Annotated in this window: 26 protein-coding genes; 7 read left to right on the top strand and 19 right to left on the bottom strand. The window is 72.3% G+C overall.

Annotated elements, in window-relative coordinates; all coding sequences use genetic code 11:
* Positions 1–97: 97 nt before the first annotated feature.
* The 4 genes from L7N97_RS22285 to L7N97_RS22270 form a co-directional block, all read right to left on the bottom strand.
* Positions 98–3,217 (bottom strand): efflux RND transporter permease subunit, encoded by a 3,120-nt coding sequence (locus L7N97_RS22285; protein WP_237480451.1) that lies wholly within the window; start codon positions 3,215–3,217, stop codon positions 98–100.
* Positions 3,214–4,482 carry an efflux RND transporter periplasmic adaptor subunit gene (locus L7N97_RS22280; protein ID WP_237480450.1) on the bottom strand — a complete coding sequence of 423 codons (1,269 nt, stop codon included), beginning with the start codon at positions 4,480–4,482 and terminating at the stop codon, positions 3,214–3,216. The genes L7N97_RS22285 and L7N97_RS22280 overlap by 4 nt, the downstream gene beginning before the upstream one ends.
* The gene (locus L7N97_RS22275) at positions 4,479–5,105 is read right to left on the bottom strand and encodes a TetR/AcrR family transcriptional regulator (RefSeq protein ID WP_237480449.1); all 627 of its coding nucleotides are present in this window, start codon (positions 5,103–5,105) and stop codon (positions 4,479–4,481) included. Before L7N97_RS22275 ends, L7N97_RS22280 begins: the two co-directional genes overlap by 4 nt.
* A 212-nt stretch (positions 5,106–5,317) precedes the next feature.
* Complete coding sequence (locus L7N97_RS22270; RefSeq protein WP_237480448.1) at positions 5,318–5,971, bottom strand: glutathione S-transferase family protein; 654 nt, start codon at positions 5,969–5,971, stop codon at positions 5,318–5,320.
* A gap of 155 nt (positions 5,972–6,126) precedes the next feature.
* Between L7N97_RS22270 and L7N97_RS22265 the strand changes: the two genes are divergently transcribed.
* Entirely contained in the window at positions 6,127–6,870 is a 744-nt protein-coding gene (locus L7N97_RS22265; RefSeq protein ID WP_237480447.1) for a DUF599 domain-containing protein, read from the top strand.
* Here L7N97_RS22265 and L7N97_RS22260 read toward each other — a convergent pair.
* Positions 6,825–7,616 carry a YdcF family protein gene (locus L7N97_RS22260; RefSeq protein WP_237480446.1) on the bottom strand — a complete coding sequence of 264 codons (792 nt, stop codon included), beginning with the start codon at positions 7,614–7,616 and terminating at the stop codon, positions 6,825–6,827. The two genes, L7N97_RS22265 and L7N97_RS22260, sit on opposite strands and share 46 nt — an antisense overlap.
* Positions 7,617–7,695: 79 nt before the next feature.
* Here L7N97_RS22260 and L7N97_RS22255 point away from each other — a divergent pair, with 79 nt between their 5' ends.
* Complete coding sequence (locus tag L7N97_RS22255) at positions 7,696–8,067, top strand: hypothetical protein (protein ID WP_237480445.1); 372 nt, start codon at positions 7,696–7,698, stop codon at positions 8,065–8,067.
* Between the two features lie 10 nt (positions 8,068–8,077).
* On the opposite strand, the gene L7N97_RS22250 is transcribed toward L7N97_RS22255, so the two are convergent.
* On the bottom strand, positions 8,078–8,827 hold the full coding sequence (locus L7N97_RS22250) for a glycoside hydrolase family 25 protein (protein WP_237480444.1): 750 nt from the start codon (positions 8,825–8,827) through the stop codon (positions 8,078–8,080).
* 130 nt (positions 8,828–8,957) lie between these two features.
* On the opposite strand from L7N97_RS22250, the gene L7N97_RS22245 reads away from it, so the two are divergent.
* The 3 genes from L7N97_RS22245 to L7N97_RS22235 all read left to right on the top strand — a co-directional run bounded on the left by L7N97_RS22245 (position 8,958) and on the right by L7N97_RS22235 (position 12,264).
* Complete coding sequence (locus L7N97_RS22245; RefSeq protein WP_237480443.1) at positions 8,958–9,932, top strand: polysaccharide deacetylase family protein; 975 nt, start codon at positions 8,958–8,960, stop codon at positions 9,930–9,932.
* A 235-nt stretch (positions 9,933–10,167) separates the two neighbouring features.
* Positions 10,168–10,590, top strand: a complete 423-nt coding sequence (locus L7N97_RS22240) for a TadE/TadG family type IV pilus assembly protein (protein WP_237480442.1) — start codon at positions 10,168–10,170, stop codon at positions 10,588–10,590.
* Between the two features lie 3 nt (positions 10,591–10,593).
* Positions 10,594–12,264, top strand: a complete 1,671-nt coding sequence (locus tag L7N97_RS22235) for a TadG family pilus assembly protein (RefSeq protein ID WP_237480441.1) — start codon at positions 10,594–10,596, stop codon at positions 12,262–12,264.
* A gap of 15 nt (positions 12,265–12,279) precedes the next feature.
* Here L7N97_RS22235 and glmM read toward each other — a convergent pair whose 3' ends face one another.
* Entirely contained in the window at positions 12,280–13,638 is a 1,359-nt protein-coding gene (gene glmM / locus L7N97_RS22230) for a phosphoglucosamine mutase (RefSeq protein ID WP_237480440.1), read from the bottom strand.
* 194 nt (positions 13,639–13,832) lie between these two features.
* On the opposite strand from glmM, the gene L7N97_RS22225 reads away from it, so the two are divergent.
* Positions 13,833–14,183: a DUF6460 domain-containing protein gene (locus L7N97_RS22225; protein WP_237480439.1), complete on the top strand. Its 351-nt coding sequence runs from the start codon at positions 13,833–13,835 to the stop codon at positions 14,181–14,183.
* 16 nt (positions 14,184–14,199) lie between these two features.
* Here L7N97_RS22225 and L7N97_RS22220 read toward each other — a convergent pair whose 3' ends face one another.
* A complete protein-coding gene (locus L7N97_RS22220; RefSeq protein WP_237480438.1) occupies positions 14,200–14,544 on the bottom strand; it encodes a DUF952 domain-containing protein in 345 nt (114 codons plus the stop codon).
* 81 nt (positions 14,545–14,625) lie between these two features.
* On the opposite strand from L7N97_RS22220, the gene L7N97_RS22215 reads away from it, so the two are divergent.
* Positions 14,626–15,834, top strand: coding sequence for an adenylate/guanylate cyclase domain-containing protein (locus tag L7N97_RS22215; RefSeq protein ID WP_237480437.1), 1,209 nt, complete (start codon positions 14,626–14,628; stop codon positions 15,832–15,834).
* A gap of 48 nt (positions 15,835–15,882) precedes the next feature.
* Here L7N97_RS22215 and L7N97_RS22210 read toward each other — a convergent pair whose 3' ends face one another.
* The 11 genes from L7N97_RS22210 to bchC all read right to left on the bottom strand — a co-directional run bounded on the left by L7N97_RS22210 (position 15,883) and on the right by bchC (position 25,379).
* Entirely contained in the window at positions 15,883–16,269 is a 387-nt protein-coding gene (locus tag L7N97_RS22210) for a hypothetical protein (protein ID WP_237480436.1), read from the bottom strand.
* Complete coding sequence (pufC, locus tag L7N97_RS22205; RefSeq protein WP_237480435.1) at positions 16,266–17,645, bottom strand: photosynthetic reaction center cytochrome PufC; 1,380 nt, start codon at positions 17,643–17,645, stop codon at positions 16,266–16,268. The genes L7N97_RS22210 and pufC overlap by 4 nt, the downstream gene beginning before the upstream one ends.
* Positions 17,642–18,625: a photosynthetic reaction center subunit M gene (gene pufM, locus L7N97_RS22200; RefSeq protein WP_237480434.1), complete on the bottom strand. Its 984-nt coding sequence runs from the start codon at positions 18,623–18,625 to the stop codon at positions 17,642–17,644. Before pufM ends, pufC begins: the two co-directional genes overlap by 4 nt.
* A gap of 10 nt (positions 18,626–18,635) precedes the next feature.
* Positions 18,636–19,475 (bottom strand): photosynthetic reaction center subunit L, encoded by an 840-nt coding sequence (gene pufL / locus L7N97_RS22195; protein ID WP_237480433.1) that lies wholly within the window; start codon positions 19,473–19,475, stop codon positions 18,636–18,638.
* Between the two features lie 151 nt (positions 19,476–19,626).
* Positions 19,627–19,848 carry a light-harvesting antenna LH1, alpha subunit gene (pufA, locus tag L7N97_RS22190; protein ID WP_237480432.1) on the bottom strand — a complete coding sequence of 74 codons (222 nt, stop codon included), beginning with the start codon at positions 19,846–19,848 and terminating at the stop codon, positions 19,627–19,629.
* A gap of 10 nt (positions 19,849–19,858) precedes the next feature.
* Positions 19,859–20,095: a light-harvesting antenna LH1, beta subunit gene (pufB, locus tag L7N97_RS22185; RefSeq protein ID WP_237480431.1), complete on the bottom strand. Its 237-nt coding sequence runs from the start codon at positions 20,093–20,095 to the stop codon at positions 19,859–19,861.
* 69 nt (positions 20,096–20,164) lie between these two features.
* Positions 20,165–20,377 (bottom strand): hypothetical protein, encoded by a 213-nt coding sequence (locus tag L7N97_RS22180; protein ID WP_237480430.1) that lies wholly within the window; start codon positions 20,375–20,377, stop codon positions 20,165–20,167.
* Positions 20,374–21,861 (bottom strand): chlorophyllide a reductase subunit Z, encoded by a 1,488-nt coding sequence (gene bchZ / locus L7N97_RS22175; RefSeq protein ID WP_237480429.1) that lies wholly within the window; start codon positions 21,859–21,861, stop codon positions 20,374–20,376. The genes L7N97_RS22180 and bchZ overlap by 4 nt, the downstream gene beginning before the upstream one ends.
* Entirely contained in the window at positions 21,861–23,438 is a 1,578-nt protein-coding gene (bchY, locus tag L7N97_RS22170) for a chlorophyllide a reductase subunit Y (RefSeq protein WP_237480428.1), read from the bottom strand. The genes bchZ and bchY overlap by 1 nt, the downstream gene beginning before the upstream one ends.
* A gap of 10 nt (positions 23,439–23,448) precedes the next feature.
* On the bottom strand, positions 23,449–24,450 hold the full coding sequence (locus L7N97_RS22165) for a chlorophyllide a reductase iron protein subunit X (protein ID WP_237480427.1): 1,002 nt from the start codon (positions 24,448–24,450) through the stop codon (positions 23,449–23,451).
* Positions 24,447–25,379: a chlorophyll synthesis pathway protein BchC gene (gene bchC / locus L7N97_RS22160; RefSeq protein ID WP_237480426.1), complete on the bottom strand. Its 933-nt coding sequence runs from the start codon at positions 25,377–25,379 to the stop codon at positions 24,447–24,449. The genes L7N97_RS22165 and bchC overlap by 4 nt, the downstream gene beginning before the upstream one ends.
* Positions 25,380–25,399: the final 20 nt, after the last annotated feature.

Here is a 25,399-nt window from a genome sequence, read left to right as displayed (position 1 = left end):
GCGGTGCGGCTGGGCTGAACCTCTACAGGCCGTGCCCGGTCGGACCGACGGGATCCCGGCTCAAGGCCGGGATGACACCGAGCCGCGGTTCGTCCGCCTACTCCGCCGCCTGCGGATAGTCCGGCCGGCGCAGCGCCTGCGGCCCGGCGACGGCCGCCTCGGGCTCGTCCGCCGCGCCGACGAAGCGGCCGAACAGCCGGCCCAGGAGCCGCCCGGCGTCGTCGAGCACGGTGAAGACCGCCGGCACGAAGACCAGCGACAGCACGGTCGACACGATCAGTCCGCCGATCACCGCGATGGCCATGGGGGCCCGGAACTCGCCGCCGTCGCCGAACGCGAAGGCCGAGGGCACCATGCCGGCCACCATGGCGATGGTGGTCATCACGATGGGCCGCGCGCGCTTGCGGCCCGCCTCCACCAGCGCTTCGCGCCGCGGCGTGCCCCGCCGGATCTCCTCCACCGCGAAGTCGACCAGCATGATGGCGTTCTTGGTCACGATGCCCATCAGCATCAGGATGCCGATCACCACCGGCATCGAGATGGGATTGCCGGTGACGAGCAGCGCCAGGATGGCGCCGCCGACCGACAGCGGCAGCGAGAACAGGATGGTGATCGGCTGCGTGAAGGAGCCGAACAGCAGGATCAGCACGCCGTAGACCATCATCAGCCCCGCCCCGATGGCGAGCGCGAAGCCGGAGAAGACCTCCGCCATGATCTCGGCGTCGCCCGACTGGCGGAAGCTCACCCCTTTGGGCAGGTTCTTGGCCGTGGGCAGCGCCATCACGGCGGCGATGCCCTCACCGAGCGGGTGGTTGCCGGCGAGGTCGGCCTCCACGGTCACGCGGCGGGCGCGGTCGTAGCGGCTGATCGCGGTCGGCCCCTGCCCGACCACGAAATCCGCGACCGCCGACAGCGGCACGCTGCCCTTGGCGGTGGGCACCCGCAGGCCCTTCAGCACGTCGAGCCGCGAGCGCGCCTCGCGGTCGAGCTCGACGCGGATCGGGATCAGGCGGTCGCCGGCGTTGAACTTGGCGAGGTTGGCGTCGATGTCGCCCAGCGTCGCGACCCGGATCGTCTCGCTCAGGGCCTCGGTCGACAGGCCGAGGTCGGCCGCCAGGCCGGATTTCGGCACGATCTCCAGCTCCGGCCGGTCGAGGTCGGCGGTGGAGCGCGGGTTCACCAGGATCGGCACGGTGCGCATCTCGCTGGCGAGCTGGTTGGCCGTGTCGTCGATCTGGGCGATGTCGGCGCCCGCGAGGGTGAGCTGGAGGTCGCGCTGGCCGTTGTCCTTCAGGAACCAGAAGCGAATGTCGGGCACGGTCTCGACGTCGCGGGTGATCTCGTCCTGGATCGCCTTCTGGCCGATCGTGCGCTTGCTCTTGTGGCTGAGGCGGATCACCAGCGTCGCCTTGCGCACCTCGGCCGAGTCGCCGAGCACCTGGCCGCCGTAGACCAGCACGGATTCGACCTCGGGGATTGTGCGGATCTTCTCGGTGATGGAGCGCGTCACGGCCTCGGTGTCGGCCAGGCGCGAGCCCGGCGGCAGTTCGATCGCGAGGAGGGACCGCCCGGTGTCCTCGGCCGGGATCAGGCCCGAGGGCAGCAGCGTGGTCGACCACAGCGACAGCGCGAAGAGCGCGAGGCCCGCCCCCAGCGTGACCCAGCGGTGGTCCACCGACCAGCGCACCAGCGCCGAATAGGAGCGCAGGATGCGGCCCTCGGCCACCATGCCGGAGCCGTGCGGGCGCAGGAAGTAGGCGGCCACCACCGGCGTGACGAGGCGCGCCACGATCAGCGAGAAGAAGACCGCGATCGCCACCGTCAGGCCGAACTGCTTGAAGTACTGGCCCGGGATGCCGCCCATGAAGCTCACGGGCGCGAAGACCGCCACGATCGTCATGGAGATGGCGATCACGGCGAGGCCGATCTCGTCGGCGGCCTCCAGCGAGGCCCGGTAGGCCGACTTCCCCATCCGCATGTGGCGGACGATGTTCTCGATCTCCACGATAGCGTCGTCGACCAGGATGCCGGTGACGAGCGTGATGGCGAGCAGGCTGACGGCGTTGAGCGAGAAGCCCAGCATGCCCATCAGCCAGAAGGTCGGGATGGCGGAGAGCGGCAGAGCGATGCCGGCCACGATCGTGGCGCGGATGTCGCGAAGGAAGACCAGCACCACGACGATCGCCAGCACGGCACCCTCGACGAGGCTTTCCATCGCGGAATGGTAGTTGCCGACCGTGTAGTCGACCTGGTTGTCGACGCGGGTGATGGCGTAGGCGGGGTGGGCGGCCACGAGCGCGGCGATCCGCGCCGCGACCTTCTGGGCCACCTCGGCGTCGCTGGCGCCCTTGGCGCGCGTGACCCCGAAGGACACCACGGGCCGCCCGTCGAGCGAGGCGAAGCTGCGGGGCTCGGCCGCGTCGTCCGTCACCGTGCCGAGTTCGTCGAGCCGGGCGTGGCGACCGCCGCCGATCACGATCGGCAGGGCCGCGAGGTCCTGCACCGTGCGAGTGCCGGCCAGCGTGCGGATCGCCTGCTCCTGGCCGGCGATCTCGCCGCGTCCGCCCGCGAGGTCGACGTTGGTGGCGCGGAGCTGCGCCGACACGGAGGCGGCCGTGACGCCGAGCGCCAGCAGCTTGTTGGGGTTCAGCGACACGCGGATCTCGCGGTCGACGCCGCCCGAGCGCGTCACCTGGCCGACGCCGCGGATGGTCTGCAGCTCGCGCGCGACCGTGTCGTCCACGAACCACGACACCTGCTCGGTGGTCCGGTCGTTGGACGACACCGCGTAGGTGACGATGGGCAGGCCCTCGACGTCGAAGCGCTGGACGATGGGCTCGTCGATGGTGCGGGGCAGCTGGGCGCGGATCTTGGAGATCTGATCCTTCACGTCGTTGAGGGCGCGGTCGACCGGCGTGCCGATGTCGAACTGGATCGTCGTCGTGGACGCGCCGTCCGACACCTTGGACAGGATGTGCCAGATCCCCGGCACGCCGGCGACGGCGTCCTCGACCTTCTTGGTGACCTGCGTTTCGAGCTCCGCCGGCGCCGCGCCCGACTGGGTGATCGCGATCTGCACGATCGGGATGTCGATGTTGGGCAGGCGCGTCACGGGCAGCGCGCGGAAGGCCACGAACCCGAGGATCACGAGCACCGCGAAGCCGACCAGGGCCGGCATCGGCCGGCGGATCGACCAGGCCGAGATGGGCAGGCTCATCGGCTGGCCTCGACGTCGAGCGGCAGGGGCCGGACGAGGTCGCCCGCCCGGAGGAAGGCGGCGGCGCGCGCCACCACGCGGTCGCCGGCCGCGAGCCCGCCGGTGATCTCGACCTCAGCGCCGTCGGACAGGCCGCGCTCGACGGCGCGCTGGACGATGCGGTTGTCGGCGCCCACGAGGTCGACCGACCAGTCGCCGTCCTGCCCCGCCAGGGCGGAGGCGGGCACGGCCACGCCGTCGCGCTTGGATATGGCGATGACGCCGGTCGCGAAGGCGCCGATGCGCGCCGCGGGATCGGCGCCGAGCGCGATGCGGACGTGGCCGAGGCGGCTCGCGCGGTCGATCTCGCTGGAGATGAGCCGCACGGTGCCGGGCACGGCCGCGGAGGCGCCGGACGCCTTGACGCTGGCGCCCATCCCGAGCCTCACGCGCGCCAGCGCGTCCTCGGGCACCTCGGCGTCGAGGTCGACGGCGCCGTCCTCGGTGATGCGGAACAGGGCGTCGCCGCCGCTCGACGACAGGGCGCCGAGGCGGGCCGAACGGCGGCTCACCACGCCGGCCACGGGCGCGCGCACCTCGGTGCGTCCGATGCGGACGTCGAGCTCGCGGCGGTTCGCCTGCTGGGCCCGCCGGTCGGCCTCGGCCACCGCCAGGGCCGAGCGGGCGCCGGCGAGCTGCGCCGTCGAGGCGCGGGCCGCGGACGCGCGGCTGTCGAGCGCCGACTGCGAGATGACGCCGGATTCGAGCCGCGTGGCGCGCGAATAGTCGGCCTGCGCCTGGGCGTCCGTGGCGGTGAACTGCTGGATGGCGTTCTGCGCCTGCGCCACGGCGGCGTCGGCCCGCGCCAGGGCGGCGTCGCTCTGCGCCGCCAGGGCGTCGAGCTGGGATCGGTCGAGCCGGGCCAGCACCTGCCCCTTGGCGACGCGGTCGCCGTCGTCGGCGAGCAGTTCGGTGATGCGCAGCCCGTCGATCTGCGGGCCCACCATGGCCTCCTCGCGGGCCACCAGCGTGCCGGACACGGACAGGCGGTCGCGGAACTCGCGGTTCGCCGCGCGCACGACGCTGACGGCGGGCGGCAGCGGCGCGGCGGCGACCGTCGGCGCGGCCCGGTCCGCGGGCAGCCAGCGCGCGGCCTCGGCGCCGAGGCCGGCCCGGTCGAGCCCCGCCCGGAGCGCGGGGCGCGACGCCGGCACGAAGGCGCCCACGCCCACGGCCGCGCCGACGATCAGCGCGAGGACGACGAGGAAGCGGAACAGGGTTCTCAAGCGGCGTGCTCCGGGCCGAAGGCCGAACGGGGGCGGACGGCCCCGGCGAAGAGGGCGTGATAGATGCCGAGCGCCAGCGCGACCTCGGCCTCGCCGTCGAAGCGGAGATCGGTGGCCCGGCGCTTGAAGAGGCCGGCCGTGACCGTGAGCATGACGCGCACCGCGAAGCCCGGCGCGATGCCGGCCGCGCGGCACGGCGCCGCGACGAGGGCGGCAAGGCGGCCCTGCACGTCGTCCTCGATGGCGCGGCAGATGCGGGCCACGTCGGGGTTGCGGCCCGCCTCGGCCCAGATCTCCAGCGCGAGCTGGCTGCACTCGCGCGGTGCCTCGACGAGGTGCTTGCGCAGGAGCGGCACCATGGCGGCGAGCGGGTCGGCCGAGGCCGCCAAGGTCGCAAAGTCTTCCGCCAGCGCCGCCTGGTCCCGCTCGGCCAGGCCCGACACCAGGGCCTCCTTGGACGAGAAGTAGCGATACAGGTTGCCGGCGCTCATGCGCGCCTCGGCGGCGACGATCTGCATCGTGGCGCCGCGGAAGCCGTGCCGCGCGAAGGCCCGCTCGGCCGCCTCCAGGATGCGGCGGCGGGGCGCGTCCTCGGCTTCGAGCGCGAGGGCCGTGATCGACATGGGTCCAGCCCTGAGAATGAACGTTCATTCCCATCTAGGGGCCGATCGCGTCGGGAGCAAGGCGGCGAGCGGGCTCCGGACCTTCGCAGCCCTGTCGCTTTGCCGTGCCGGATCCCGTGGTGGATGGAGCGACATCATGCTCACGCCGGAGCAGACGGCGCGGCATGAGGCGGATCACGCGCCGTCCGCTGCCGTGACGCGCGATCCCCCGTTCAGATGTCGTCGTAGCCCGCGTGGTGCCACGGCTCGGCCTCGGCGCCGGCGATCCAGGCCCGCCAGGACGGCAACGCCATCACGGCGTCCATGTAGGCGCGCGACGCCGGCGCGACGGGGATCGCGTAGGCGTGGAGCCGGTTGACCACCGGGGCGTACATGGCGTCGGCGGCCGAGAAGGCGCCGAACAGGAACGGGCCGCCCTGCCCGAAGCGCGCCCGCGCGTCGGCCCAGACCGCCTCGATCCGCTCCACGTCCGCCCGCACGTCGTCGCCGACCACCAACGCCTTCGGGCTCCTGCGGAAGTTGGTCGGGCAGGTGCGGCGCAGGGCCGTGAAGCCGGCGTGCATCTCGGACGAGACCGCGCGCGCCAGCGCCCGCGCGGCGCGATCCCGCGGCCAGATCGCCAGCTCCGGGAAGGTCTCGGCGACGAACTCCACGATGGCCAGCGACTCGGAGACCACGATGCCCCCGTCGTGCAGCGCCGGCATCTTGCCGTTGGGGCTCACGGCCAGCATCGCGTCCCGGGTTTCCGGCCGGTACATGGGGATCACGGTCTCGTCGAAGGGGATCCCGAACTGCGTCAGCAGGATCCAGGGCCGCAGCGACCACGACGAGTAGGCCTTGTTGGCGATGTAGAGGTGCAGCGACACGGGGCGAATCTCCTTTCGATCGGCGGCCATCGGACGACGCCCCGCCGGTCGGGACAAGCGAAGATCCCTGATGCGACCGATGCGCTTCGATGATGGGTGGCGCGGGCCGCCGCCGCACCCCTATAAGTGCCGCATCTCCCGGAACGGAAGGCGCCATGCTGCTGTCTCCCCTCGACTACGCGGCCGTGGGCTTCTTCCTGTTCGGCTGGTTCGCCTATCACGTGCTCGTGGAGCGGTCGCCCTTCGGGCGCCAGGCGCTCAACAACCGCATGAATGAGTACCGCCTGCGCTGGATGCTGGAGATGCAGGCGCGCGAGAACCGCATCGTCGACTCCTCGCTGATGTCGACGCTGCAGAGCGGCACCTCCTTCTTCGCCTCGACGTCGCTCCTGGCGCTCGGCGGCTCGCTCACGCTGCTGCGCGGCGCCGACGACGCGCTGAGGATCCTCAACGACTTCCCGCTCGGCACCGCCACGGCCCGCTCGCTGTGGGACCTCAAGGTCGTCGGGCTGGTGGTGATCTTCGGCTACGCGTTCTTCAAGTTCGCCTGGTGCTACCGGCTGTTCAACTACGCCTCGATCCTGATCGGGGCGACGCCGTCCCACAAGAGCGGGCGTCCGGACCAGCGACGGCTGACCGCGCTCCGGGCGGCCGAGATGAACATCGTGGCGGGCAAGCACTTCAACCGCGGGCAGCGCGCCTTCTTCTTCGCGCTCGCCTACCTCGGCTGGTTCGTCGGTCCGGCCGCGCTGATCGTCACGACGGCGGTGGTGGTCTTCGCCATCATCGTGCGCCAGTTCGCCTCCGACGCGCTCCGGGCCGCCTCGCTGGAGCTGCCGCCCGACGACGCCGATCAGGGCGCCGGGAACACCTCCGCGATCCTGCCCGAGGCGCGGTAAGCCAGGAGGCCGATCCATTCCCGCGCCGCGACGTCGAGCCGCCGGAGGCCGGCGCCGAGGTCCGAGGTCGGCGCGAGGTCGCGCGCCGTGCCGGTGCTGCGGTAGTCGACCGGGTCCGGCACCACGTCGAAGCCGGCGGCGCGGAACAGGCCGACCGAGCGCGGCATGTGGTAGGCCGAGGTGACCAGGATCCAGCGCTGCCCCGGCTTCGGATGGACGAGGTCGCGGGTGAGGTGGGCGTTCTCCTCCGTGTTGCGGGACGCGCGCTCCAGCAGGACGCGGTCCGGGTCGACGCCGAGGTCGACCCACAGCCGCTTCGCGTCGGCCGCCTCGTCACCGACCTCCGACAGGAGCGCGTTCGAGCCGCCGGTGTAGACCAGGAGCGCGCCGGGGAAGCGCCGCGACAGAGCGGCGCCCGCGGTGAGGCGCGTGGCGGCGTCGGGCACGGTGACCTGGCCGCGCGCGGCGCCGATCACCTGGTCGATCGCGCCGCCGAGCACGATGATGCCGGCCGGGGGCGGCCCGTCGAGCGGGGGCTGCGGGAAGCGGTCCTCCAGCGGGCGCAGCATCAGCCGGCCGACCGGCAGGGCGCCGCAGAGGAGCAGCGCCAGGACGGCGCCGAAGGCCAGCCGGGCGCCCCAGCGCCTCCCGGCGAGGGACGCGAGCGCGCCGGCGAGCGCGAGCCCGACGAGGAGGTTGGTGGGGGCCGTCACGACCCACAGGACCTTGGACAGGACGAAGAACATGGGCGGCGCTCACCGCGGGCTGTGGGACGGATCGGGACGACGGGCGTTGAAGCCTTCGAAGCGGAGCGGGGACGGTGCGATGGACGGACGGTGGGCCCTGTTTGCGGCGATCCTCGCCTTCGCCGGAACCCGGGCTCCCGCCCGCGCCGACGACGCCCTCACCGGGCCCGCGGCCTGGGCGCGCGTGGTCGGCAACACCGTGACCGGCACGACGCCGGACGGCCCCTATTCCGAGCTCTTCGCCCCCGACGGCGCTCTCACCATCGTTGACGGCGACGGCAAGGCCGGCGGCCGATGGGAGCTCAAGGGCGACCGGCTCTGCACCCGCGTCGACGACGAGGACGAGGAGTGCCGCGCCGTGGAGGTCCAGGGCACCTCCGGCGCCTTCGTCGACGAGAGCGGCAGCCGCTACGCCTTCACGATCCTGCCCGGCAACCCGAAGAAGCTGTGAGCCCCCACCCTCACAGCGGCAGGTCGACGCCCTGCAGGAACTCGGCGAACTGGTCGGGCGAGCCGAAGAAGGCGTTGCGGTCGACTTTGCCGCGGATGCCCGCCACGTGGGCGTCCGACTGGTACTGCCAGAAGTGCCACTTGCGGCCCGGATAGCGGACGTTGGGGTGGTACTTGGTGGAGCGCACCCAGATCGGGAAGTCGTTCAGCGCGCCGCCCGACAGGATGCCGGCGTAGAAGTCCACGGTGGCGTAGATGACCGGCTTGCGCCCGTAGAAGCGCTCCATCTCCTCCAGCATCGTGCGGATCTCGCGCACGGTCTGCTCGCGGTAGAGCGTGCGCTTGCAGGTCGGCGAGGTGGGGGTGAGTTCGACGTCGAGCACGGGGGGCAGCATGCCGGGCTCGTTGGGCACGTTCTGCTCGAACCAGCGCATCTGCTCCATGGGGGAGCGGCACCAGTAGACGAAGTGGTAGGCGCCGCGCGCCACGCCGGCCTCCCGCGCGCCTTCCCAGTTCTGACGGAACTTGGAGTCGAGGTCGGCACCGCCCTCCGTCGACTTGATCCAGGCGAACTGCACGCCGGAGTCCCGCACCGCGTTCCAGTCGATGTTGCCCTGGTATTTCGACACGTCGATGCCGTGGACCGCGAAGGCGTCGGGCAGCGGGCCGCCGAAGCTCGTGGTGGGCGGCAACGGCGCCGCCGAACAGCCCGCCAGGGACAGGGCCGCAAGGAGGATGCCGAAAGCACGCTTCAGGTTCATGGACGGGACCGCAACTCGCTTCATCGAGACGGCTAGGGTTAGAGCCGTCCCCGTAATGGCCTCTTAACGGGGCGGCAAGCGGGCGGGCGCGTGTCATAGGATCGCCACGCCCTCCCCGCAAACCGCTGCCATGGTTACCCGCTTCCGAACGCTCCTGGCCGCCCTGGCCCTCCTCGGCACGGCCGGCGCGGCCCCGTCCGCGGAGCCGGCCCCCGCCCGGGCCGCGGCCCAAAGCTGCCGCAATCCGGACGCACTCGGGGTCGGCCGCACGGTGGAGGTCGGCGGGCCCGTGGAACTCGGGCTGAAGACCTATCCGCGGACGCTGGATCTCCGCGACCACGAGGTCGTGCTCACCTTCGACGACGGCCCGTGGGGCCCCACCACGCCCGACGTGCTGCGCGCGCTCGACGCGCAATGCGTGAAGGCGACCTTCTTCCTGATCGGGCGCAACGCCCAGGCCCACCCGGATCTCGTGCAGCGCGAGGTCGCGGCCGGCCACACCGTGGGCCACCACACCTGGGACCATCCGGCGCTGACGCTGCACTACACGAGCGGCGAGAAGGGCATCGACGACATCGAGCACGGCATGAAGGCCGACGACAGGGCGGCCGGCTACGGCGAGTGGACGGGGGCGCCGCGCGTGCCCTTCTTCCGCTACCCCGGCTTCGGCGACTCGCCGGACACGCTGAAGTGGCTGAGGGACCGCAAGGTGGCGGTGTTCGGCGCCGACCTCTGGGCTTCGGACTGGATCCCGATGACGCCGGACGCGGAGTTCGAGCTGCTGATGGGGCGCCTGCGGGCGGCCGGGCGCGGCGTCATCCTGCTCCACGACATCAAGCGGCAGACCGCCGACATGCTGCCGCGCTTCCTCGCCGCCCTGAAGGCGGAGGGGTTCCACGTCGTCCACGTGGTGCCGGGCGGCGCGACCCCGCCGCTCCGCGAGGCTCCGGCGGGCTGGACCTCCGAGACGGAGCGCACCATCGCCCACATGTGGCCGAAGGCGCCCGAGGCGGCGCGGCCCGAGCCCCGTCCGGCGCCCGCCCGGGCCGGCGCTGCGCCGGGCGGGACCCAGGACCACGCGACCCTGAGGCCCGCCCTCGACTGAACACGCCCGCGCTCTTGAAGGCCGCGCAAGCGGCTGGGCCGAGATGAGGCCCGCAGAGCGCGCCGGCCACCCTGAAACTCCGAGGTTTTCGCCTGCGCCCAGCGCGGCCGGCGCCATCGCACGGCGAGGAACCGGCTCCAAACCAGCAAGCTCATTCAAGTCGAATGAGACATGAAGGAAGTACATCTCCGTTAAGGCGGATCGCCGATACTCTGATTCCTCGCAGGAATTCACGATGTCGTCGCGTCTGCTCACCATCATGTCGGACAAACGCGGCGCGACGGCGGTCGAGTTCGCGCTGGTGACGCCGATCCTGGTGGTGCTCTCGTTCGGCCTCGTGGCCTTCGGCGCGATCGTCAGCGTCGACAACGGCCTGCAGCAGCTCGTCGCCGAGGCGGCGCGGGCCTCGGTGGCGGGCCTCAGCGACGCGGAGCGGACCCAGCTCGCGCAGGCCTCGGTCGCGGCCAACGCGAAAAGCTACCCGTTCATCGACGCGAGCAAGATCAACATGCTGACGAGCGACCCGACCGCGAGCTCGTTCCAGGTGACGGTGCGCTACGACATGTCGGGCCTCTTCGCCTATCGCATGCTGTCCGGGCTTCCCCTGCCCAGCCCCGCCGTGGTGCGCTCGGCCGTCGTGCAGCGCGGGGGGTTTTGAGCGATGGCGCGCGGGTTCTGGCGCGACCGGTCCGGCTCCGTCGCGGTCGTCACGGTGATGCTGCTGGGCGTCCTGTTCGGCATGGCCGCCATCACGGTCGACGCGAGCCGCTTCTACCTCGCCAAGCGCCGCCAGCAGGGCATGACCGACCTCGCCGCCGTGGCGGCGGCGGCCAGCCTCGCCAACGCCCGCGCGGCCGCCGGGGCCAGCCTCGCCGCCAACGGGGTGCCGGCGGCGGACCTCGCCGCGGTCGAGCTCGGCCGCTACGCGGCCGACCCGACCGTGCCGGCGGCGCAGCGGTTCACCGCGGGCGGAGCCGGCGCCAACGCCGTGCGGGTGACGCTGACGAGCACGCCCGCCTCGGTGTTCGGCCGCCTGCTCGGGGTCGCCAAGGCCACGGTCGGCACGCGGTCGGTGGCGGTCAACGCCAACGTCGCCGCCTTCGCCCTCGGCTCGACCCTGGCCAGCCTCGACGGCGGCCTCCTCAACGGCCTGCTCGGGGGGCTGACCGGGACGACGCTGAGCCTGTCGGCCCTCGACTACGCCGGCCTCGCCGGCGCCAACGTCGACCTGTTCGGGCTCAGCAACGCGCTGGCGGCGCGGATCGGCGCGACCGGGTCCTACGCGTCGCTGGCCGCGACGACGGTGCGCGTCGCCGACGTGCTCCGGGCCGCGGCGGACGCCGGCGCGGCGAGCGGCATGCCGGCCGCGACCGCGGCGGCGCTGCGCGCGATCGCGACCGCCATCGGCCCGTCCGGCCCGAGCCTCAGCTTCGGCAGCCTCGTGGCGTTCGGCGCCTACGGCACGCTCACGGTGGGGTCGCCGCCGCCCGTCGCGGCCCAGCTGCCGGTGCTGCCGCTCGTGGCCGCGGCGGCCCGGCTCGGCGGCGGCTCGGCCGAGGTGTCGGCGAATCTCCTGCCCGCCACCGGGGGCGCCGTCACGGGCGCCACGGTGAAGGTGGTGTTCGGCAGCCCGACGGCGGGATCGAGCTACGCCGCGGTCGGCCCCGTCGGCACCACCCTGCACACGGCGCAGACGCGGGTGCTGCTGACCCTCAAGCTCGCGCCGCTCGGCGCCATCGCGAACGTGCTGACCCTGCCGCTCTACGTCGAGGTGGCGCCCGCCACCGCCACGCTGTCGGCCGTGGGCTGCTCGGCCGGGGCACCCGTCGATCCCGCGGCGACGCTGCTCGTGTCGCCGGGCGCGGTGGACGCCTGGATCGGCGCCGTGTCGGACGCGATGCTGACCAACACGACGAGCCCCGTGTCGGCGAGCCCCGCCGTGCTGACCAGCGTGAGCCTGCCGTTGGTCGGCGATCTCCTGGTCGTGACCGGGCGCGCGCACGCCACCGTGTCCAACACCGCGTCGACCGCCGTCCCTTTCAAACAGGCCGAGATCGCCGCCGGAACCATGAAGACCACCGCGACGACCGACTATACGTCGTCGCTGCTGTCGAACCTGTTCAGCGGCCTGCAGCTCGGCGGCAGCGTGGCCGGCCTCCCCGTCGCCGTTCCCGGCACGGTGACGAGCGGCATCGGCGCGCTGCTGCAGGCCGACCTCGCGCCGGTCGACGTCGCGCTGTCCAACACGCTGGGCGCGCTCGGCGTCACGGTGGGCGACGCCGACACCTGGGTCCGCGCGGTGCGGTGCGGCCAGGGCGCGATCGTCAACTGACGGCCGGCGAGGTGCCTATTCCGCCGCCATGGCGGACGAGTGGGATGACAGGGCCGCACAGACGTCGTCCACCACGGCCTCGACCAGGGCGCGGTCGTCGCCCTCGCCCATCACCCGCACGACGGGCTCGGTGCCGGACGGGCGGATCAGCAGGCGCCCGCCCTGCCCGAGGCGCTCGCGCCCGCCGTCGATGGCGCGGATGACGCCCTCCTGGGCGAGGGTGCGGCGGTCCACGAAGCGCACGTTCTTGAGCACCTGGGGGAGCGGCTCGAAGCGGTGGCACACCTCGCTCACCGGCCGGTCGCGGCGCTTCACCACGGCCAGCACCTGGAGGGCCGCCACGAGGCCGTCGCCCGTGGTGGAATGGTCGGACAGGATGATGTGGCCCGACTGCTCGCCGCCGACGTTGAAGCCGTGCTCGCGCATGTGCTCCAGCACGTAGCGGTCGCCCACCGCCGTGCGCACCATCGACAGGCCGAGCCCCTCCAAGTAGCGCTCGAGGCCGAGGTTCGACATCACGGTCGTGACGAGGCCGTTCTTGGCGAGGCGCCCGTCCTCCATCCAGCTCTGCGCGATCACGGCCATGAGCTGGTCGCCGTCGACGATCGTGCCCTTCTCGTCCACGATCAGCAGGCGGTCGGCGTCGCCGTCGAGCGCGATGCCGACGTCGGCGCGCATCTCGCGCACCTTGGCGACCAGCGCCTCGGGCGAGGTCGAGCCGACGTTGTGGTTGATGTTGAAGCCGTCCGGCTTCACGCCGATCGAGAAGACCTCGGCGCCGAGCTCCCACAGCGCCTCGGGCGCCACCTTGTAGGCGGCCCCGTTGGCGCAATCGAGCACGATGCGCAGGCCTTCGAGCGACAGGTGGCGGGGCAGCGTGCGCTTGGCGAACTCGATGTAGCGCGCCTGGGCGCTGTCGACGCGGGTGGCTCTCCCGAGCGCGGGCGACTTCGACAGGCGGCGGCCGAGGTCCTCGTCGAGCAGCAGCTCGATCTCGCTCTCCACCTCGTCGCTCAGCTTGTAGCCGTCCGGGCCGAACAGCTTGATGCCGTTGTCCTCGTAGGCGTTGTGGGAGGCCGAGATCATCACGCCGATGTCGGCCCGCATGGAGCGCGTCAGCATGGCGATGGCGGGCGTCGGCATGGGGCCGAGCAGCATCACGTCCATGCCGACCGAGGTGAAGCCCGCCACCATGGCGTTCTCGATCATGTAGCCCGACAGGCGCGTGTCCTTGCCGATCACCACGCGGTGGCGGTGGCTGCCGCGCTGGAACAGGAGGCCCGTCGCCTGGCCGACCTTCATGGCGAGGTCCGGCGTGATGACGCCATTGGCCCGGCCGCGGATGCCGTCCGTCCCGAAATACCTGCGACCCATGACGCTCCCCAGCGGTGACTGCCGCGCCATCCCCCTCGGCCCGCGGAGCCATAAAGGCGGCCATCCTCGCCAGCAAGCGTTCACATCCCATGAAGCCCCGCGCGGGCGCCGCCCGCGCCCTTGTGCCGCCACGCTCGGCCGCTCACATGCGGGCCGTCGCCGGGTCACGTCCCGGCCAGCCCGGAGGCCCCGCGATGTCAGACAGCACCGCCACCCGTTTCCTCGGCGGCTCGCCATCGGCGGTGCTGGTCCGCCTCGTCGTCGTGTCGCTGATCGTCGGCGCGCTGATGTCCTGGCTCGGCATCGACGCCTTCGACATCGTGGACGAGATCCAGCGCGGGTTCAGCCACCTCTACGGCACGGGCTTCGCGGCGCTGCGCGGGCTTGGCGGCACGGTGCTGGCCGGCGCCGCCGTCGTGGTGCCGGTGTGGCTCGTCCTGCGCGTGCTGAGCTGGCGCGGGCCGCAGGCGCGCCTCGCGCCCGACGACGCGCGCCGCGACGGGGCTCCGTCGCGCTGGACGAACCCCGAACGCGCGCGGGACTGAGCGGGGCCGTCCGGCGTCACGCCGCGTCCGGAAAGGCGTGCAGCCCGTCCGCCCCGAGCGGCAGGGGGTCGACGCGCCGCACCGCGCTCATCGGCAGCGGGCCGTAGAGGTGTGGGAACAGCGCGCCGCCCCGCGACGGCTCCCAGCGCAGGGCCTCGCCGAGCGCCGCGGCCTCAACGGCGATCAGCAGCAGGTCCTCCTGTCCGGCGAAGTGGCGTGCCGCGGTCTCGCGGGCCTGCCCGGCCGTCGAGAAGTGGATGAAGCTGTCGGCGAGGTCGACCGGGGCGCCGCGGAACACGCCGGCGGCTTCGGCCTCGCGCCACAGAACGGCCGGTGCGATCTTGTAGACGAGGTCGGTCATGGCTGATCCGGGACGAAGGGTCCGGGTTGCGGGTCGTGCGCCGCTCTCCTACGACGGGGCGCGGTCGGAAGGCGAGGCGGCATGCGGGACGGCGACATCACGGCGATCGCGAAGTGGCTCGTCGGCCAGGGCCTCGCGGGCGCCACGGAGACGGACCTCGTCACCGGCTTCTGCGCGCGCTGCGTCGAGGGGGGCCTCGCCGTGTCGCGCGGGCTGGTGCTGATCGACACGCTGCACCCCGTCTACGAGGGCCGCGCCTTCAACTGGCACGACGCGGGCGGCGAGTTCACCGAGCATTTCTACGGGCGCTCGGACATCGGCGAGGCCGCGCAGGATTGGCTCCGGAGCGCATGGTACCACATCGTCGAGACCGGCTGCGGCGACGTGCGCCGCCGGTTCTTCCGGGGCGACCCCTGCGACTTCAACCGCCTGCAGGGCTACTGCGACGAGGGCCACCGCGACTATTTCGCGATCGTGACGCCTTATTCGCAGGAGGACGCCTTCGGGCTGATGGACTGCGTCTACTCGCACTGGATGACGCGGGAGCCGGAGGGCTTCAGCGACGCCGACATCGCGGCGCTGCGCCGCCTCGTGCCGATCCTGGCGCTGGCCGTGAAGGGCCCGTCGCTGGCCCGCATCGCCCGCACGCTGGTCGAAGTCTACCTCGGGCGGGACGCCGGCGCGCGGGTGCTCAGCGGGCGCATCTCGCGCGGCGTCGCCGACGAGATCGACGCCGTGCTGTGGTTCTCCGACCTGCGCGGCTACACGGCCATCTCCGACACGGCGCCGCCGGGCGAGATCATCCCGCTGCTCAACGACTACGCCGAGGCCGCCATCTCGGCCATCGACGCGGCGGGCGGCGACGTGCTGAAGCTGATCGGCGACGGCATCCTGGCGATCTTCAAGGCCGACGACCGGGCCGAGGCGTGCCGCTGCGCGCTCGCCGCCGAGGCGGACCTCAGGGCGCGGCTGACGGAGCTGAACGCCCGACGCGCCGCGGAAGGGCGCCCCGCCACCACGCTCTACCTCGGGCTGCACGTCGGCGCGGTGTTCTACGGCAACATCGGCGCGGACAGCCGGCTCGACTTCACGGTGGTGGGGCCCGCGGTCAACGAGGTGAGCCGCATCGCCGCCCTGTGCCGCTCGGCGGACCGGGGCGTGCTGCTGTCCTCGGCCTTCCAGGCCGCCGTTCCCGAGGACGAGCGCGCCCACATCGTGTCGGTGGGCCGCTACGCCCTGCGCGGCGTGGGCCGCGCGCAGGAGCTGTTCACGCTCGACGAGACCGCCTGAGGGGCACCAGGGACGGAGGTTCGCCTCGCGGCGTCCCCGGGCGCCCGGTCAGCCGCTCGCCTTGACCGGCGCCGGCGTGGCCGCCGGGTCGGTCGGAGGCGGGCGCTGGAAGTCCGCCGGCACGGGGCCGCAGCTCCGATACCAGCCGCCGTCGTGGCTGAAGAAGCGCCCGACCACGCGGAAGTCGAAGATCTGCTTGCCCGTCGTGGTGCCGGGCTTGGTGCAGTACTGCGACTGCAGCTTGTCCGCCGCGATGATCGGGAAGGAGCACACGTAGCCGTCCACCTCCACGAGGTCGTGGGCGACGTCGACGACGACGCGCGCGTCGCCCGGCCCGCAATAGGTGCCGGCGCGGAGCGGGATCGGCTGCGCCGCCAGGGCCGGGCCGGCGGCGAGGATCAGGAGGGCGGCCGAGGCCGCGGCGAGGCGGATCACTTGCCCTCTCCCGTCATCGGAACCGCCGGAGGGGCGGTGGTCGGCCGGCCCGCGTCCTCGGCGGGGCCCTTCATCACCGGCTGGGCGACCGGCCCCTCCGAGGTGGTCGAGGTCCCGCCGCTGGCCGGCATCGGCGTCACGCCGGTCTGCGGTTCGGCGGGCGTCACCACGGCCGGGCCGATGGTCGCGCCCTTCACGGCCGGCGCGGCGCCGGACGCCACCTGCTCGGGCGCGGGCCATGCGGGGATCGACACGTTCACCACCTTGGCGGCGGGGTCCCAGGCCGGGCCGACGACCTCGGTCGGCCGCATGATGTCGCGCAGGGCCTGATCCGGGCCCGCCGACACGCCCTTCGGCGCCAGGACCCCGTAGTGCTCGATCACGTTGAAGCCGCCGAGCGGCCGCTGCTGGTTGATGTGGCAGGTGTAGCAATCGACCTTGGCGACGTCGCCGACCTGCCCGAGCTGGTCGCGCGGGAACAGGCTCGTCGCCGGGATTAAGAAGTTCTTGTTGATGTCCTGGGTCATGTACTGACCCCAGAGGCCGTCGATCCGGTAGGGCGAGGACTGCTGCCAGCTCTGCAGGGCGCGGGACGCGTGGCACAGGTCGCAGTTGGCGTCGAGCGCCTGCGACCACTGCATCATCATGATGTAGATGTTCTCGGCGTTCTCCAGCGAGCCGACGCCGCCGCCGCGCTCGCCCACCATGGCGGCGTTGGAGGCGATGTTGGCGTCCTCGTCGTTGACGAGCCACTGCTGGTTGCTGACCGTCGGGAAGAAGTCCCGGATGAAGCGGGCGTTGGTCTGCCAGTTGCGCGGCTTGCCGAGGATGCCGGAATGGGCGGGCGTCGGCTGCTCGTACCACACGCGCGGCGGCACGTTCTCGCCGCGGTGGCAGGTGTAGCAGACGACGCCGGACGGGGCGACGTGATTGCCCCAGTCCGTGTTGATCTTCATCGTCATCTTGATCATGCGCCGCGCCACCTGATCGGTATAGAGCGCGTCGTCGGCGTAGTTGACCTTGCCGTCCTCGCCCGGCTTCAGGTTGTGGCAGAAGCCGCAGCCCTGCTTCGGCGCCACCCACTGCGTGATGGCGACCATCAGGCGGTCGAATTCGGCGGCGGGCACGTCGCCGAGCACCTGCACGTTCTTGTAGACGTCCTTGGCGAGCGGGCCGCCGGCCGGCGCGTCGGGCAGCACGGCCGGGATCGTGTTGAGCTCCAGCTTGCGCCGCGGATCCTTCAGCACGACGAGCTGCTGGCCGGCCGGGCCGATGTTGTGGGCCACGTAGGGCGGCCGGTCCCATTCGGGGAAGAGCACCAGGAAGGCGCCGACCGCCACGGCGCCGACGGTCGCCACGTAGGGCAGATATCTCATTGGACACCGTCCTTGAAGGCGCTCGGCGGAAGCTGGAAGGCGGGGTAGTAGGCGGGGTATTCACGGGCGATGCCGTGCTTCACGCCCCACAGGTACCAGTTGTCGACCACGGTGCCGGTGAGCAGCACGCCGATGCCGCCGCAGAAGGTCGTCAGGATGGCGAACCACCAGGCCCAGCGGTGCACCGACTCGTAGGTGGCGTTGAAGCCCATGGTCCAGCGCCAGAACAGGCCGGCGCGCTCCGCCGCGGTGCCGCGGTCGACGATCTCCTCCGCTTCGCGCTCGCCGCCGAAGCGGGCCACCGCGAGGATGGTCGAGCCGTGCATGGCGAACAGCATGGTCGAGCCGTAGAGGAAGGTGATCGAGAGCATGTGGAACGGGTTGTAGTACCAGTTCCCGTAGAGCACCGAGATCGTCGCGGTCCAGTTCAGGTGTGTGATGATGCCGAAGGGCGGCGCCTCCGAGAAGTTGCCGAGGATCATCGGCCGGATGTAGCCGAGGCTGAGATACAGGAAGATTGCCGACGCGAAGGCATAGGAGACGTGCATGCCCATGCCGAGGGCCCGCGCGCGGCGGAAGCCGCGGTACCACCACAGCAGGATCGAGGCCGTGAGGCAGAAGCCGGCGATGAACCACCAGCCGCCGTCCTGCAGCGGCACGATCGGGTTGCGCCCGTATTTGGCCGCCGGCGGGTCGAGCGTGAGGAAGGGCAGCAGCCGCACGAACTGGATCGGGTCCCAGTTCACCTGGGCGAACATGTTGAGCCCGATCACCTCGATGGCGGTGATGCCGAGCACGACGGAGATCAACCCCTCCCAGCCGAGGTAGAAGGGCCCGACCTGGGGGTCGCCGATGGCGCCGAGCCAGTAGGAGAAGAACTTGCGTCCGAAGCGGCTCTCGGTCAGCCGGATGGGCGAGACGCCGGGGTCGAAGGGTCCGCGCACCTGGACCTTGGTGTAGATCGTGTCGAAATTGGCCATGGCGCGACCCTCAGAAGCCGGCGGCGTTGCGGATGTTGAGGCTCAGGAACCAGTTGTACCAATAAGGCCAACCCTCGGTCCAAAACGGCCCGCTCAGGATGATGCAGATGGCGCTCCAGAACCCGGCGCTGAGCGCGAAGAACGCGCCCAGGCGGTGCAGGCCGTAGGCGCCGACCGAATAGTAGATGTAGTCGCGGAAGTACGCGTTCTCGTGCTCGGTCGCCTTCACGGGCTCGCTCTTGTCGGCCGGGTTGACGGTCGACAGGATCAGGCCGGCGTGGAGGCCCAGGAACATCGTGGTGGTGAAGAAGAACGTCACCGCCAGCATGTGCGCCGGGTTGTAGTGGAAGTGCAGGAACTGGTAGCCGACGTTGGACACCCAATCGAGGTGGCTGGTGATGCCGTAGGGGAAGCCGTAGCCCCAGGCGCCGAGCAGCACCGGGCGGATCACCACGAGCGACACGTAGGCGAAGACCGCGGTCGAGAAGGCGATGGGCGTGTGCCAGCCGATGCCGAGCTTGCGGCAGATCTCGATCTCGCGCAGCACCCAGGACGAGAAGGCGCCGAGCGCGCAGATGGTGACGAGCTGCCACAGGCCGCCCTCGCGCAGCGGCGCGAAGCCGAGGCCGTAGCGGAGCGGTGGCGGGTCCACCGTGATCTGGAAGGGCTCCCACGAGGGGCCGATCGCGGCCGTCCAGAAGATTAGCAGCGTGCCGAGCAGCGCGAAGAAGATCGTCGTGACCCCGAAGAAGCCCACGTAGAAGGGTCCGACCCAGAAGTCGAACAGGTCGCCGCCGATCAGCGTCCCGCCGGCGATGCGGTATTTCCGCTCGAATGACAACAGGGCCATGGGGATCAAGCCTTCAGTTCGCGATGATCGGCCGCGAAGGTTCTGGATGCCGCGCGGCGCGCGGGCTCGGAGGGAGGAGCGTGCGGCCGCGCGGGGGCGCGGCGGACCTTGTCCGGCGTGTGGGCCGCGCCGGGGCGCGGCCCGGGCAGCGTCACTTGGTGGTGCCGGCCGGCGCGGTGTTGGTGGTGGCGGTCGGCACGGCGGGCGGGTTCGTCATCTTGGTGCCGATGATCGACGGCGACGGACCCTCGATCCAGTTGTACCGGCTCGTCGAGAGCAGGATGAAGTGGATCAGCAGCGCCAGCACCAGCAGGAAGGTGAAGAGGCCGATCAGCGCGCGGCGGGGATCGAAGAGGAGCCAGACCTGATACATGAAACTCTCCTCAGCCCAGCATCGACAGGAGGGGGCGAACGGCGTCGATCATCGACGTGTTCACCGGCGCGCCGCCCTGCGCCCAGGGGCGCCACAGCCACACGAGGATGTGGGCGATGATGGCGATCACCGTGAACACCAGGAAGCTGGTGATGAAGAACTTGTTGAACTCGGCGGCCTCGGGCCGGGTCAGGCCGGACAGGGAGATCCTGTCGCGGTCGAGATATTCGACGGGTTGTTCGGGCATCGTCTGAGAGTCCTCGTCTTGGAGAGGTGCCGCGCCCCGGAGGTCAGCGCGCAGCGGATCGCGGCGGGGTCAGCCCATGAAGGCAAACGGGATCACCGCGGCGGCGCGGCTGCGCACGGCGGCGACGAAGGACGAGGGGCGGACGGGGTCGGCCGGCAGGAGGCCGAGGCGGCGCATCGCCACGCCGGCCACGAAGGCCGGATAGGTCAGGCCGAGCAGGACGCGGTAGTCGCGGCGGACCGCCGAACGGGAGCCGTGGCTGCTGGACGTGATGGCGCTCATGACACTGTCTCCGGTTCGCGGTGGGGGGCTGGAGCCGCGCGGCCGCCGGCCCGCAGCAGGTGGTCGAGGCCGACGCGCGGGGAGCCCCCGCGCCTGGCCTCGCGCTCGGCCGCGTCGCGCAGGCGCTTGGCGGCGGAGATCCGGACCACGACGGGCTCCCGCTCGACCGTGTGGTCGAGCCCGGCGCGGGCGTCGTCGTCCCAGGGGAGCTCGGCGTGGCGCTCGCCAGCGGCGCGGGCCGCCGGCGTCGCCTCGACGGCGTCCATCTGCCCGGCCAGCGGGATGATATGGAACAGCGCGTCGAAGAGGGCGTTGCAGACCTCCTGCACGAGGTAGGTCGCGCCCGCGTAGCCCATGTAGGGCGTGCCCGTGTGGCGCCGGATGGCGGTGCCGGGGAACGAGGCCGGGATGAAGGCCGCCCTGCCCCCGCCCTCGGCGAGGTACATGCGCTCGTTGACGGAGCCGAAGACCACGAGCGGCGGCGCCGACGTCAGCGCCGCCTTGATGGCGGCGTTGTCGGTCTTGTCGCCGGCGCGGCGCGGCACCGCGAGGCCGCAGGGCAGCCCCATGTCGTCCTCGAGAAAGGCGCGGATGCCGCGCGTGTAGGTCTCGTTCGCCACCACCGCGAAGGAGGCCGTTGCGAAGAAGTCCTGCGTCACCGAGCGCCACAGGTCCCACAGCGGCTTGATCGTGGTCAGCTTCTCGCGCGCGATGAAGGGCTCGGGGTCGAGGCCGAGCACCTGCCCCAGCGAGCGCAGGAAGGCCGTGGTCGAGTGGAGCCCGATCGGCGCCTGCAGGTAGGGCCGGTCGAGCAGCTCGCAGAGGCCGCGGCCGAACTCGCGGTACAGGCACACGTTGGCGTCGGCGTCGCCGAGGCGGGGCACGTCCTCCAGCGCCGAGCCCAGCGGGAACGACAGGTTCACCTCGGCGCCGATGCCCTCGATCAGGCGGCGAACCTCGTGGAGGTCCGAGGGCATGTTGAACATGCCGTAGGACGGGCCGACGATGTTGACGCGGGGCTTCGCGCCCTCGGGCCGCGGCGGGCGCTCGGCCGCGCCCTTCTTCGGGCCGAACTCGCGCCACAGCCAGACGAGCGAGCGGTCCGCCGCCTGCCACTGGTCCTCGTCGATGGTGCGGGGCAGGAAGCGCTTGAGCTTGGTGCCCTCGGGCGTCACGCCGCCGCCGATCATCTCGGCGATGGAGCCCGTCACCACCACGGCGGGGCGCTTCGGGTCGAGCGCGGCCGCGGCGCGCTTCATGGCGCCCTCGGTGCCGGTCTGGCCGAGGTTCTCCTCGGCGAGGCCGGTGACGACGATGGGCAGCTCGTGCGGCGGCAGCCCGTCCGTGTAGTGCAGCACGGAGGTGACGGGCAGGTTCTCGCAGCCGACCGGGCCGTCGATGACGACCTGCAGCCCCTTCACGGCGCAGAAGCAATAGACGGCGCCCCAGTACCCGCCCGCGCGGTCGTGGTCGAGGACGAGCATCAGGCGGCTCCCCGCTCGATGCGGCCCGGGACGGCCTTGACGGCGACGCGCGGCGGCGCGGCGCGGCGAGCCCTCGGCGCTTCGGGCCAGATGCCCGACGAGGCGCCCTCGCCGACGCCTTCAAAAAACTCGCGCATGCGGTCGAAGCGGGGCTTCGAGGCCAGCGCGGCGTTGACCACGCCGGCGAGCGAGCCGGGGCCCGCGGGGCCCATCAGCGGCCGCGCCGAGATCAGGTTGGTGAAGTAGAGCGCCGGCGTGCCCTGCGCCTTGGCGTGCTGCACCACCGGGGTGGTGCCGATGGCGAGGTCCGGCCGAAACTCCCGGAAGGCCGCGAGGTCGTGTTCCAGCGAGGCGCGGTACTTCACCAGCACGCCGCGCGCCTCCAGCCAGTCGCGGTCGGCCTCGGACTGCGCGGTGCGGGGGCAGGCCGTGCCGACGTAGCGCAGGTCCGCGCCGCACTCGACGAGCAGGCGCGCCACGATCAGCTCCGAGCCCTCGTAGCCGCTGAGGGTGATGCGCCCGGAGATGCGCGAAGCCGCCACGGCGCCGCGCACCGCCGGCAGCACGGCGTCCCGCGCGCGGGCCACGTCCGCGGCCGGCACGCCGGCGGCCTCGCCGACCGCCGCGAGCCAGGCGGCGGTGCCGTCGACGCCGACGGGCGCGGAGCCGACGACGGGCCGGCCGGCGGCGGCGAACTCGCGCATCGAGGCGGTGTAGAAGGGGTGGATCGCGGCCGCGACCGCGCAGTCGAGCGCGGCATAAAGCTCACGCCACTCGCGCGTCGGCACGGTGGGGCCGGCGGCGAGCCCCATCGGCTCCAGCATGCGGCCGATGACGACGGGGTCGGCCGGAAACACCTCGCCGAGCAGCGCCACGGTGGGGCGCCCGGCGCGGCCGGCGCGCGGCGCCTGCACGGGGCCGGCCTCGGCCTCGCGGCGCGCGTAGGCCAGCATGGCGCCGGCCAGCACGTCCTTGGCCTCGGCGTGGGTCGGCACGCCGAAGCCCGGCACGTCGATGCCGATGATCCGCACGCCGTTGATCTCGGGCGGCAGCAGCCGCAGCGGCACGCCGGAAGCGGTGGGGACGCACAGGTTCGTCACCACGACCGTGTCGTAAAGGGCCGGGTCGGCGAGCTGGAACACCGCCTCGCGGATGTCCTCGAAGAGCTTGCCGGTGACGAGGGACTCCGAGTTGAACGGCACGTAGCCGACCGAGCGCCGCGCGCCGTAGAAGTGCGACGTGAAGGTCAGACCGTAGACGCAGCAGGCCGAGCCCGACAGCACGGTGGCGGTGCGGCGCATGCGCAGGCCGACGCGCAGCGAGCCGAAGGCCGGGCACATGCTCTGCGGCTGGTCGTGCGGGCCCATCGGGTAGTCGGCCGCGAGCCGGTCCATGACGTCGGAGGCGCCGGCCGAGGCCGCGGCGCGGCGCATCTCGTCGCGGCCCGCGTGGCAGGACGAGGTTTCGCGCTCCGGGGCGGTGCCGATGTCCTGCACGAAGCCGTCGTGGCTGCTGCGCAGCTCGCTGTCCCGCAACGTGGCGTCGCGGTCGTCGATGTCGCCGATGCGGTCCGTCATGGCGGCGGCCTCAGGCGGCGTCGTAGACGACTTCGAGCGACGGGCGCTCCGCGTGCGCGACGCCGCGCATGTCCGCCATGGTGGCGGGCACGAGCTCGACGTCGCGGCCCACCGTGTCGCCGTCGAAGAGGCCAAGCAGGCCGTCCTGGGAAAGCGGCGTCGGCCGGACCGGCGGCGCGAGGCCGACGGCCTCGGCGAGCTGCTCGAACAGCGGCGCCCAGCGCCCGCCGGGGCGGCCGACGATCTCGTAGTTGGCGCTCTTGCGGCGGATGTCCTCGTCGGCCGGGATGGCGGCCAGCACCGGGATGCCGGCCGCGGCCGCGAAGGCCTGCGCCTCGCCGGTGCCGTCGTCCTTGTTGATGACCAGCCCCGCGACGCCGACGTTGCCGCCGAGCTTGCGGAAATACTCGACCGCCGAGCAGACGTTGTTGGCGACGTAGAGCGACTGCAGGTCGTTCGAGCCGACGACGATGACCTTCTGGCACATGTCGCGGGCGATCGGCAGGCCGAAGCCGCCGCACACCACGTCGCCCAGGAAGTCGAGCAGCACGTAGTCGAAGCCCCAGTCGTGGAAGCCGAGCTTCTCCAGGAGCTCGAAGCCGTGGATGATGCCGCGCCCGCCGCAGCCGCGCCCGACCTCGGGGCCGCCGAGTTCCATGGCGAAGACGCCGTCGCGCTTGAAGCACACGTCGCCGATGGCGACCTCCTCGCCCGCGAGCTTCTTCTTGGACGAGGTTTCGATGATGGTCGGGCAGGCGCGGCCGCCGAACAGCAGCGAGGTCGTGTCGCTCTTCGGGTCGCAGCCGATGAGCAGCACGCGCTTGCCGCTCTGCGCCATGGAGTAGCTGAGGTTGGCGAGCGTGAAGCTCTTGCCGATGCCGCCCTTGCCGTAGATGGCGATGATCTGCGTGTCCTTGCGCGCCGGCTCGGTCGAGGGCGCGTCGGGCTCCACCGCGGCCTCGGCGCGCAGCGCGTCGAACTGGTCGGGCCGGGCGATCGAGAGGTCGTTCATCGCGTGGCGCTCCAGTCGAGGATCATCTTCAGGCAGCCGGCGTCGCCGAAGGCCGCGCGATAGGCCGCTTCGGCCGCGGACGCGGGCGAGCGATGGGTGACGAGCCCGTCCAGCGACAGGCGTCCCGCGGCGAGGTGGCCCTGCACGGCCGCCATGTCGGCCGGCTTCCACTCCGCGGCGGTGCGGAACCGCGCCTCGCGCATGAAGGCCGGCGGGAAGGCGAAGGACACGCGGTCCTTGTAGAAGCCGGCCAGCACGACCTCGCCGCCCGGCGCCAGGCGTTGGACCAGCGCGTCCACCAGGGACGCGTCGCCGGACACGTCGTAAACGCTGCGGTAGTCGCGGCGGCCGTCGTCGGCGGCGTCGATCACGGGATAGCCGAGCGACCCGCCGCGGCGGGACGGCTCGCGCTCCCAGACGGTGGGGGCCGGCGCGCCGGCGGCGATCGTCAAGCGCGCCAGCAGGCGGCCGAGGGCGCCGTGGCCGACGACGAGGTCGGGCGGCGCCCCGCCCGCCAGGGCGTGCTGCGCCGTGGCGGCGAGGGCCAGCAGCGTGGCCTCCTCGGCGCCGAGGTTGCCGACCGGCACGGCGCGCCGCGCGGGCACGACGAGGCGGGCCGCGGAAGCGCCGAACAGCCCGCGCACGTCCCGGTAGCAGGAGGCGCCCGGCACGAAGACGCGGCCCCCGACCAGCGTGTCTTCATCGTCGGACACGACAACGCGGCCGACGGCCTCGTAGCCCGGCACGAGAGGGTAGCCGAGCCCCGGGAAGGGCGGCATCTCGCCCGACCACAGCAGGCGTTCGGTGCCGGTGGAGACGCCGGACACCTCGACGTCGACCACGACGTCGCCGGCGGCCGGCGGGATCAGGTCGACGGGGGCGATGGACAGCGAGCCGGGGCGTTCGAGGAGCACAGCATCGGTCCGCATCCGCCCCTCCCTTCCGCCTC

Origin of the sequence: Lichenibacterium dinghuense (assembly GCF_021730615.1) — a bacterium.
Taxonomy (GTDB): Bacteria; Pseudomonadota; Alphaproteobacteria; order Rhizobiales; family Beijerinckiaceae; genus Lichenihabitans; species Lichenihabitans dinghuensis.
Note: the sequence above shows the minus strand (reverse complement) of the source record. Positions and strands in the feature narration are given on the sequence as shown.